The sequence below is a fragment of the Chloroflexota bacterium genome (assembly GCA_016219275.1).
Classification (GTDB): domain Bacteria; phylum Chloroflexota; class Anaerolineae; order UBA4142; family UBA4142; genus JACRBM01.
The window spans coordinates 22,595-34,202 of record JACRBM010000058.1; the positions used below are offsets into that span (position 1 = coordinate 22,595).

General features: G+C 59.1%; 5 protein-coding genes. All 5 read left to right on the top strand.

Annotated features, from left to right (window positions below; genetic code table 11):
- The first annotated feature begins 278 nt into the window (after positions 1–278).
- The 5 genes from HY868_15815 (at position 279) to HY868_15835 (ending at position 11,566) form a co-directional block, all read left to right on the top strand.
- Positions 279–2,600: a DUF2723 domain-containing protein gene (locus HY868_15815; GenBank protein MBI5303602.1), complete on the top strand. Its 2,322-nt coding sequence runs from the start codon at positions 279–281 to the stop codon at positions 2,598–2,600.
- A complete protein-coding gene (locus tag HY868_15820; protein ID MBI5303603.1) occupies positions 2,597–4,738 on the top strand; it encodes a glycosyltransferase family 39 protein in 2,142 nt (713 codons plus the stop codon). Before HY868_15815 ends, HY868_15820 begins: the two co-directional genes overlap by 4 nt.
- Before the next feature lie 158 nt (positions 4,739–4,896).
- Positions 4,897–6,909, top strand: a complete 2,013-nt coding sequence (locus tag HY868_15825) for a glycosyltransferase family 39 protein (protein MBI5303604.1) — start codon at positions 4,897–4,899, stop codon at positions 6,907–6,909.
- On the top strand, positions 6,879–9,632 hold the full coding sequence (locus HY868_15830) for a hypothetical protein (GenBank protein ID MBI5303605.1): 2,754 nt from the start codon (positions 6,879–6,881) through the stop codon (positions 9,630–9,632). The genes HY868_15825 and HY868_15830 overlap by 31 nt, the downstream gene beginning before the upstream one ends.
- Entirely contained in the window at positions 9,629–11,566 is a 1,938-nt protein-coding gene (locus tag HY868_15835) for a DUF2723 domain-containing protein (GenBank protein MBI5303606.1), read from the top strand. The genes HY868_15830 and HY868_15835 overlap by 4 nt, the downstream gene beginning before the upstream one ends.
- Positions 11,567–11,608: the final 42 nt, after the last annotated feature.

An 11,608-nucleotide genomic window follows, 5' to 3' on the forward strand; every position in this document is an offset into this window, starting at 1 on the left:
CTTAGTTGGGCCAGGCGCTCGTGACCTGACTGAATAAATTACCTACTTGCCCACCAAAGACCGTGACCAGAATGACCAGCACAATAATGACGAGCAATAAAATCAAGGCGTACTCAACTAATCCTTGTCCGCATTCTATTCCCCCCCGATCCATACGCGTTCCTCCCGAGCCGGTCAGTCTTCGCTGACCGCACCGCCCCAGACACGATTTGGAAAAAAAGTTTGTCGTGTTTATAATACTCTTTGTGAAAGCGTTCGTCAATCGAACAAGAGTACTCATGGGCTATCGTGACCGCTGGGTCTACGCACTATTGGCGGCAAGCGCCTTTGCGTTGTATTTTCGCACGATGTCGCCGACCGTGCTGGATGGCGATAGCGGCGAATACCAGCACATGGCGTACTACCTGGGCGTGCCGCATTCAACCGGCTATCCGCTGTATATTCTCCTCGCTAAACTTTTCACTTGGCTCCCGGTTGGCGACGTCGCGTATCGCGTCAACCTGTTTTCGGTTGTCGCCGCCGCGCTCGTTCCCCCCGTCGTCTACGCGATCGCGCGCCGGCTGATTCGTCAACGCGTCCCGGCATTGCTTGCCGCGTTCGCGTTGATCGTCACGCCTTCGCTGTGGGGCGCGGCGGCGCAAGCCGAAGTGTACGCGTTGCATTTGCTGATCGGCGCGCTCGCGCTGTTCTGTGCGTTGCGGTGGTATCAAGACGGCGCGCCGCGCGATTTTTACGCGCTTGCACTAACGTGCGGATTCGGCTTGACACACCATCGCGTCTTTGTGTTTCTTGCGCCCGCGCTCGCGCTGATAGTGTGGTTCAATCGCGCGCGCGTCACGCGCGCGATGTTTGGACGTGGCGCGTTGCTCGTTCTGTTGCCGCTCATCTTGTACGCGTACATTCCGATTCGCGCGAATCAGTTGATCGCGCAACAAAGCCCGGTGAACTGGGATTTGTACCCGCGCGAAGACGCGATGGTCAAGGGTACCGTGAGCGCGTACTATAACAACACGCTGTACGGATTTTTCAACCTCGTCACCGGTTTCGACAATCGCAACAAACTTGGCTTCAAGTCGCCGCTCGACGAAGCCGACCGGCTCAATCTCGCGACGACGTTGTTGCTCGATCAGTTCACGCTTGTCGGCATTGTGATCGCCGCGCTCGGTGCATGGCAATCGTTCAAACGGAATCGCCGCGAATTTCTGTTTCTGCTCGTTGCCGGTGCGGGCGTTGGTTTCATCGCGATATATTTGCGTGGAACATCCACGGTTTACTATTTTTCGCTCGCGTATCTAGTGGTGGCATTGTGGATTGGTTTTGGCGCGGATGCGATAATCCGGTTCGCCGCGCGCGTGCCGATCAAACATTTCACGCGCGCGCCCGCGCTCGCGCTATCGCTCGTGCCGTTGACGGTTCTCGTTCTGCATTTCTCCGAAATGGACCAGAGTCAGTACTATCTCGCGCGCGACAACGCGCAAGCCGTGTTGCGCGACAACCTCGCGCCGAACGCAGTCGTCATCGCGCCCTGGGAAGTGTCCGAGCCGATGCGCTATTATCAGTTTGTCGAAAACCAGCGTCCCGATTTGCTCGTCGTCAACATCAGCCCCATCTGGCCCCAGTTCGAGCGCCTCATGAAGCGCGCGCGCGAGTTGAATCGTCCGTTTTATTTTGTCGAGTTCAATCCCGAACTGCGCTCCACGCCCGGACCGCGTTCCGTCCAAGCCGTGCCGCTGCCGCTGTTGAACGCGCCGCAACCGCGTTACGCGTTGCACGACGCGCGCATCGTTCCCGAAGTGGACATCCTGGGTTACGATCTCGATCCCGATCCGCCACAGCCGGGCAAGCCGACGCGCGTCCTGGTTTACTATCGCGCGAATGCACGGATGTATCCGATGTACTCGTCGCTATTGGGCGTGAATGATCTCACCGGCAAACCCTGGAGCGATTACCCTGGTTTTCCCGCGTCGTTCTATTTTCCGACGTATCGCTGGCAAGCCGGCGATTATTATCGCGACGCGTTCACGGTGAATTTGCCGGCGGACGCGCCCGCCGGTTTGTACAATCTCGATTTGTATTGGTACGTGTACGATCTCGACACGCGCAAGCCGGATTACAACCGCGAGTCGCGCGTCGCGCTCGGCGAAATTCGCGTTGGCGATTTCACCACGGCGAACATATCCCACGCGAATATCATGCGCGTGGGTCCGGCGATTGCATTCCTGGGTTGGAGCAGCGCGCCCGCGACAAACTCGAACACGCTCGACCTCGCGCGCGGACAATCGCTCGCGCTCGATCTGTACTGGCGCGCGGTTCGCGAGCCAAACGAAGCGTACACCGTGTTCGTCCATCTTGTCGACGCGAACGGACGCGTAGTCGCGGACGCGGACGCGCCGCCGCTGAGCGGCTTGTATCCGACGAATCGTTGGCGCACGGGCGAGCCACTCCGCGACCGGCACACGCTCAAAATTCCGGCGGACCTTGCGCCAGGCAATTACACGATTGCGATTGGCATGTATCTTCCCGCGACCGGCGCGCGGTTGCCAATAGGTATAACGAACGTCGCCGACAGTCTTGGATTGACCCAGGTCGTCGTCCGATGACGCGCCGCGTGTGGTTCGCGTTCCTCGCGTTCGTCCCGCTTCCCGCCGCGTGGTTTCTTTTGCAAGACGGTTACTTTCAATCGTCCGATGGAATGATTCACCTCTATCGGTTGTTCGAACTTGACCGCGCACTTCACCAGAGCATTTTGTTTCCGCGTTGGTTTCCACTTTCGGGTTATGGCTATGGCTTGCCCGTGTTCAATTACTATCCGCCATTGGCGTACTATCTCGCAGAATTGTTTCACTTGCTGGGCGCAGGTTACATCGGTGCGATCAAATTGCTGATCGTGCTCTGTTTTTTCCTCGCTGCTTTCTCCATGTTCTTGTTCGCGCGCGATCTGCTGGGCGACGCGCCCGCATTCATCGCCGCAATCGCGTTTGCGTACTTGCCCTATGTGCTCTCGGATGCGTACGTGCGCGGCAATTTTCCGGAACTGCTCGCGCTGTCGCTCATCCCGCTCGCGCTCTACGCGTTCCGCCGCGTGTTCCAGTCCGGCGCGATGCGCGACGCGATCCTAGCCGCGCTCGCGTTTGCCGCCATTGTGCTCGCGCATCACTTGACCGCGATGCAGTTCGCCGCGCTGTTGCTCGCATACCTGGGCTGGTTGTTTCTCTTCGCGCGACGAACGACCACCGACCGCCGACCACTGACCGCGCTTGTCGCGATTCTCGCCGGTCTCGCGCTCAGTGCGTTCTACTGGCTCCCCGCGCTCGCTGAGTTGAATCTCGTGCTCGTCGGACCTGGGTCACTCCCGCGTTTTCTCGTCAGCCGCCTCGTTACGCTCGCGGATTTTTTCGCGCCATCGCTCGCGTACGAGTACGTACCGCAAACCGAGGTGCTCAAACACAGCGCCGGTTTTCCGCAAACCATTCTTGCCTTGCTTTCGCTTCTCTTGTTGATCGCCATCCGCCATTCGCCATCCGCTATCCGCAATTCGCATCACATTTTTTTCCTCCTCCTCCTCCTCGCCTCCCTCGCGATGACGCTTGATTTTTCCGCGCCGCTGTGGTATGCCATTCCCGCGTTGCGCTTTATGCAATTCCCGTGGCGATTTCAGATTCTTGCTGGGATTAGCATCGCGTTCCTGATTGGCGTGTGGGCGAACTGGCTCGCGCGATTTCGCATCGCGCGCGTCGCGTACCCCTTTGCGATTCTCGCGCTCGTCGCGTTGAGTCTCGCGAATTTGCCGGTGCGCGCATTTCCACTGACCGACGCACAAGTGGATTTGACGCGCGCCAACGATTCGGATTACGTCATCGCGCAGATGGGCTGGGGCTGGACGCGCGAGTTTGTGCCGAGCACGGTGAGCGACATCGAAAATGTTTACACGCCGATGGCAAAATCGAACGTTGCCACGCGCGAGTGGCGCACGTTGCCAACGATTGTGGTTACACAAGACGATTCGCAGACGCACGCCTTCCGCATTGCGACATCCGAACCGTTCGAGTTGTCGCTTGCCGCATTTTACTTTCCACGCTGGCAGGCGTATATTGACGACATGCCCGCGCCGACTTTTCCACGCGGTGGACTCGGCATAGCCACGATCAATGTGCCGCCGGGCGATCACGCGGTCACATTTCGTTTCGAGAACACGCTTCTGCGCGATGTGGCGAGCGGCGTAACATTGATCGCGCTTGGCGCGGGCTTGACCTGGTTGCTGATTACGCGACGACGCGTCGCGCTCGCGCTGCTCGTGTGCATCGTTTCGCTCGGCGCGGTGTGGGCATGGCATTCGCGCGACGATGCGCCCCGTCAAGCGCCGGTTGCGGTTGCCGCGAATCTCGATAACCAGGCGATGCTCGTCGGATACACGCGCGAACGCGCGCGCGACACGCTAACCGTCACGCTCCATTGGTTCGCGCTGAACGAGATGAATCACGATTACACCAGTTTCGTTCATCTGCTCGACGCAAGCGGGGCGGTGATCGCGCAACACGACGGCGTACCAAACCAGGGTCTCACGCCGACGACGCGTTGGCTTGCCGGCGAAATCATCGCCGACCGGCATAACATTGCGCTGGACGGCATCGCGCCGGGCGAGTATCGGCTCGCGGCGGGAATGTACCTCGCGCAGGAGAATGGTTTTCAACCGGTCGGACGAGCGATTGACCTGGGACACATCAGCATATCACGTTGAGTTTTTTTATAGTGCAGCACCGTGACCGATGATTCGAGAATATTACCGCAGAAGCGTAGAGTGCGCAGAGAGCGCAGAGAAAACGCAGATTGGAAAACTCTGTGTTCAGCGTGCTCCGCGTCTCGGCGGTACAAATTTCGTGAGCTTGCGAGTTTAGTTTGATCAAGATGTTGCGCTTTCGCAATTGGATACCTTTTCTGCTCATCGCGTCCTTCGCGATTTTTTCGCGCGTGTACGCGATAGATCGGATTCCGCCCGGCTTGTTCGGCGACGAAGCGGTGGAAGGACTCGACGCGCTCGACGTGATGGCGGGCAATTTCTTCATCTGGTTTCACGCGCACCTGGGGCGCGAGCCGATCTACGTGTACCTCACCGCGCTCTCCTACCAGCTCTTTGGCGTCACCGCACTCGCAACGCGCTTGCCCGCGCTGATCGCCGGATTGCTTACGCTGCCTGCCGCGTTCTTATTCACCCGCGAGTGGGCGAGCGCGATTTTCTCGCGCGAGCGCGCAACGCGGCTGGCATGGCTTGCGACCGCGCTCGTCGCGATTTCGTTCTGGCACATCGAGATGACGCGCAACGCGCATCGCGACACGCTCTTGCCGCTCGTCGAGGCGCTGGGCTACTGGCTGTTGTGGCGCGCGTTTCGCACGCGCGACTGGAAGCCGTTCGCCGCGTCTGGCGCGATCCTGGGTCTCGCGGTATACACGTACTCGCCCGGGCGATTCGTCGGCGTGTTCGTCGCGCTCTTCGTCGCGGTCGAGTTCATCATTGCGCGTGTGTCCGCCAACCGCCGACCACCGGCGACAGACGATTACACCCGGTCAGCAGTCGGCGGTCGGCGGTCGGTCATCGGTATCTTCGTCGCGGGAATCGCGGCGCTCGTCGTTATGCTTCCGCTCGCGATCTATTTCGCGCAGAATCCGGCGCAATTCGTGCGACGCTTCGACAGCACGTCGGTTTTCGATCAAGGTGCGCCTGTGCTCGCGTTGGCGACGAGTGTCGTCGGTAACCTCGCGCAATTCGTCATTCCCGGCGCGGGCTATCAGAGCTGGCACTATAATTTGCCCGGCAAACCGGTTTTCGATTTGCTCCTCGCACCCTGGTTTCTCGCGGGACTTGTCCTCGCGGTTGCGCGCGCGCGGCAATCCCAGTATCGTTTTTTGCTCTTGTGGTTCGTGGTGATGCTCGCGCCCGCGTTTCTCACCGACGATATGATTCCGAAAGGCGTGCGCGTCCTGGGTGTCGCGCCCGGCGTGTTCATTATTCCCGCGCTCGCGATGGATTGGCTGTGGGAACGCGCGCTCGACCGATCGTTGCTTGGCGCGATTCAGACCAAGAATCAAGCGCGTTTCAATCGGATGGAACCGGTGTCGCCGCAACCGTTCGCCATCGTCATCGTGTTCGCGCTCATCGCGATCTCGTTCGTCGGCAGTGCGGCGTGGACGGCGTACGATTATTTTGTCGCGTGGGCGAACGCGGAACCCGTGCCGCTCAGGTTCGACGCGGACTATGCCGAGTTGGCGCAATTCGTTTTGCGCGCGCCCACCGATCAACCGATTTACATTTCGGCGGAAACGTATCGCCACCCGACTTACATGCTTCTCGGCAGGCACATCTCCACGTCGAACTATTTGCAGCGTGCGACGCGCATCCGCGAATTCGACGCGCGCACGTTGCTCGTCACGCGCGCGCACGATGCGAACGCGCTCTACGTGATCGTGCGCGAAAACAAACCGCCGTTCGATTGGCTCACGCGCGTCGCGTCCCAGGTCGAGTCGGTGAGTGAAGGTACATACCTTGCGGCGTATCGCTATGGAAATTTCGGATCGCCGCCGCGCGCGCTCGACATCGCGTTCAATCCGTTTTTGAAACTGACGGGCGTCGCACGGTTCGACGACGAGCCGGCCGGCATCGTGTTGTACTGGCAAGTCACCGCGCTGCCGGATAATCGCGATGACATTCAAACAACGCTCACGCTCGCCGACACGAACGGCAAAACTCTCGCGCAAAAGAATCAGCGTTTCGGCTATCCGCCGCTCGAATGGCAAATCGGCGACGTGATTGCCGAATGGTACGAGTTTGAATCGCTCGACAACGCAACCCAGTTTTCACTCGAAATGACACGCGGCAAATCCAAATGGCAATCGCCTCTCCTTTCCGCAAAATGAATCACACATCACGCAACACGCAATACGCAACACGCAATACGCAACACGCACTTGTCCTTGTGTGTTATCTCGCGCTTGCACTCGTGATGACGTACCCACTCGTCACGCAGTTTGGCGATCACGTGCCCGGCACGACGACTTGGTCTATGGACGAGTACGGTTACGTGTGGAACAACTGGTGGTTCAAGCACGCGGTTTTCGATCGCGCGCAGAATCCATTCGAAACGAATTTCATTCTCTATCCGATTGGCGCGTCGCTCGTGCTCTATGCGTTCACGCTGTTGCACGTTCTAGTCGGCTTGCCAATTCAATTCGCGTTCGGCTTGATTCCGGCGAGCAACGCGGAATTGTTGTTCTCGTTCGTCGTCGGCGGCTATGGAATGTTTTTGCTCTCACGCTATTTGCTTCGCACGACACGAATTACGAATTACCAATTACCAATTTCGCACTACGCCGCGTTCATCGCCGGCGCGCTCTTTGCGTTCTCCTCGAATCGTTTTGTCTACGCGTCGCTGGGACATTACAATGTCGTCGCGACCGAGTGGATTCCGTTCTACATTTTGTTTCTCATCAAGACGGTGCGCGAGCCGCGTTGGAAAAATGCGTGGCTTGCCGGACTGTTCGCCGCGTTCGCGCTGTACGTCGAGACGACGACCGGCGTGTTGATGCTCTTGTTCACGTTGCTGTATCTGTTGGTCGCGGGGCGCGCCGCGTGGCAACGCGCCACGCTCGCGCGGCTCGCCGTGCTCGGCGCGACGGCGACGGTGTTGTTCGCGCCCTTGCTTGTTCCGACGATCAACGAAATCGTGAACAGTACGTACGCCTTGCCCGGCTGGGGGCACGCGGAAAAATTGCTCGTTGACTTACTCGGCTTTTTTTCGCCGACGAGTTTGCATCCATTGAATCGCGGCTGGGTGCAGGAACTCGATCACGTGCGGCAGGGCAACGCGCGATTCGTGGACGTAAACACCGCGTTCCTGGGTTACGCGACGCTCGCGCTCGCGCTCGTCGCGGCGCTGCGTTTCTGGAAAACGTTGCGCGTGTGGGCGATCAGCGCGCTTGCGTTTGCGATCCTGAGTCTCGGTCCGCTGTTGAACATCGCCGGTCAATCGCGTTTCAATTTCGACGGGTTGGACGTGACGTTCCCGATGCCGTTCTTGTTGTTGCACTATATTCCGATCATCAAAGAAAATCGCGTGCCGAATCGGTTTAGCATTCTCGTCATGCTCTCGCTTGCGATCCTCGTCGCGTTCGCCGTCGCGTGGATTCTTGCACGAGTTTCAAGTTCCAAGTTTCAGGTTACTCGATGGCGTCTGTTGGCTGTTCGCTGTTTACTGTTGACTGTCCTACTGTTCGAGCACTCCGCTATCCCGCTCCCGCTCACCGATGCGCGCGTGCCGGAAGTGTACGCGCAGATCGCGCGCGAGCCGGGCGATTTTGCCGTGCTCACTCTGCCGCTCGGGTGGCGCAACTCGTTCGGACAACTTGGCGCGGAGGACGCGCGCGTGCAGTACTATCAAAACGCGCATCGCAAATTTATTTTCCCGGCGAACATCCAGCGCAATCCGCCGTACTTGTTCGAGTACTTTGATCGCGCGCCGATTTTTCACTCGCTCACCGAGATCGAATTCTATCGCGAGGTGTTGCCCGAAACGCGCGCGCGCGATAAGGCGATTGCGCCGGCATTGATGGCGTTCTTCGACGTGCGGTACGTGGTGATTCACCCGGCGATTCCGGGGCGTCCGCCGTACAGCGACACGCGCGGCGCGGTCGTCGAATACATCGAGAATGTGTTGCCGCTCGGCGAAAAAATCTTCGAGCGCGATGGTGTGCTCGCGTATCGCGTGAAGCAAGCCGCGTTGCCGGCGCGCCAAGAGATTCGCTTTGGCGCGGATGCCGCGCAGCTCTATCAAGCCGAGGGCTGGGATCGCGATGAAGTGCTCGCGGGCGAGCCGGCGAATTGGGCAACTCAGCGTCAAGCGCGCGTGGTGTTTCCCTTGCGCGAGGTGAGCGATTATCAGTTGACCGTGCGCGCATTGCCGTTCGCGACCGCGCAAACGATGGAACTCGTCATTAACGATCAGCCGATTCAAAAGTTTGGAATGAGAACGGGCTGGGAGAATTATACGGTCACACTTCCCGCGCGTGCGTTGCATTCCGGCGTCAACACACTCGCCTTGCGTTTTGCGAATCTCGCGCGACCGCGCGACGTGACGCCGCCGAATTTCGCGATAGGCGCGACCGGCGTGACGAGTCCGGTCGAGATCGTCGCGCGCGCGGAAGAACGCGCGTCCATCCGCGTGAATGGCAAAGAAATCGCGCCGCAGAAAACCGGCTATAACGTCGTCGTGCTTGATCCGCGCACCGGCGCGGTGGACGACGCGCGCGCGTTTGACACGATCAACGACCGCGTTGGCTCGCGCGCGTTCACCGATTTCATCGCGCAGATTCCGAACGGGCAGATCGTCGCGGTTGTGTCGCAGGACGCGGTTGCCGCGAACCTGGGTGATCGCGCCGCGGCGGCGTTTCAGTTGATCGGCGGGCAGGTGGACATTCGCGCGAATCCCACGCGCACGCACGCGCTCATCGGCGTGAAAGGCGCGCCGCCCGGTTCCGCGCTCGAACAATCGCAAGACGGTGCGTCGTTCGTTTCCGTCGGACGCAATCCAGACACGCGCACACTTGCCGCGGCGGTGAGCGTGATGGTGATTGAGAAGAAATGAAATTCGTAATTCGTAATTCGGAATTCACAATTCACAATTCAAATTACAAATTACAAATTACGCTTGCTCTCGCGTTCGCCGCGTTTGTACTCTATCTTCGCACGCTTGCGCCGGATGTGTTGGACGCGGACAGCGGTGAGTTTCAGTTTGCCGCGTGGAATTTTGGTTTTGTGCACCCGACCGGCTACCCGCTCTTTTTGATTTTGGGCGGCGCGTTCCAACATCTCGTCCCGCTGGGCAATCCCGCGTTTCGCCTCAATCTGTTCAACGCGATTCTCGCCGCGTTGACGATTGGCGTGCTTTACCTGGCGATGTACGCGATCACGAAGCAACGCGTTGCGTCGGTCATCGCCGCCGCGTCGTTCGCCGTGACGCGCACGTTTTGGTACGACGCGAGCGCGGTCGAGGTGTACGCACTGAACGCGTTGTTCATCACAATTCTCGTTTGCATCGCGTTGCAATGTCAAGCCAAACTCTCCGCACGCAAATTCGCTTTCTTCTGTTTCACCTTCGGACTCGCGCTCACGCACCATCGTTCGATGCTCTTGTGGATTCCGGCATTCGCGTTGTTCTTTGCCATTGTCGCGGATCAGTTCCGCATCCCAACGAAAAATCTCGTCCGACCGGCGCTACGCTTTGGAGTGTATTTCCTGGTTCCCTTTTTGCTCTATTTGTACATTCCGCTGCGCGCACCGGCATCGCCGTACGCGACGCTTGCGCTTGCGCCTGGACGTGATCTCGTCTTGTTCGACAACTCGTTCAGCGGATTCGTCAACTATTTCCTGGGTCGCACGTTTCAAGGCGAGTTGCGCTGGGATGCGACGAGCATCGTGCGCCTTGCCGCGTTGCCGCAATTATTTCTCGATCAGTTCGGCGCGCTCGGCGTCGCGTTGGGCATCCTGGGATTTATCGCGCTGTTGGCGCGTCGCGCGTGGGCGCTTGTTGCGTTGACGTTGACCGCGTTCGCCGCGACGATTTTATTCGCGTCGTTCTATCACATCGGCGACATCGCGCACTATTACATTCCGGCGTACCTCGTGTGGACGATTTGGTTCGGTGCCGGACTCGCCGTCATCCCAGATTTAATTTCACGCACACTTGCACCGCACGCAAATGCAGGTGTCACGCATCCCGCATCCCGCATCCCGCAATACGCAATATACTTCGCGTACCTTCTCGCCGCCGCCTGCCTCCTCTACCAACTCACGCTCAACCTGCCGCTCGCCGACCGAAGCCGCGAAACGCAACCGCGCGAACAATGGACGCGCCTGGTCGCCGCGCCGATTCCGGCGAACGCGATTTTGATTTCGAACGACCGCGATGAAATGATGCCGCTCTGGTACATGCAATACGTAGAAGGCGCGCGGCGCGATGTGCTCGGACTGTTTCCGCTAATCACGCCCGACCGCGCGAACATCGCGCAGTTGACCGACAGCGTGCTCGACGCGAACCGTCCGATCTATTTCATCAAGCCGATGCCGGGAATGGAAATCAAGTACGATTTGCAGAGATTTGATTATTCACTCGTCCAAGTTCTCGGCGCGGCAAATCACACACCGCGAGTCGCAAGCAACGCGGTGATCGGCGAGCGCGTGCGTGTGCTCGGTTACGATCTCGCGCGCGAGGGGAACATGTTGCGCGTCACGCTGTACTTGCAATCGCGCGTGAAACTCGCGAGTAATTACACGGCGTTCGCGCAATTGGACGGCTCACGCGGCGGCAAGATCGCGCAAGGCAACGATCATCAAGTCGGCGGCGAATTTTATCCGAGTTCGATGTGGGCGGTCGGCGAAATTCTGCGCGACGCACACACGATCGAGTTGCCGCCCGACGCGATGCCCGGCACCTATCGTTTGTTCGTCGGCATGTATCGCCAACCGGATTTCGATCCACTCGGCGATCCCGTCGAAGTCGGCTGGGTGGATTTGCAGTAGAAACGGCATGACCTCACCCTGCCCTCCCCTTTGCAAGGGGAG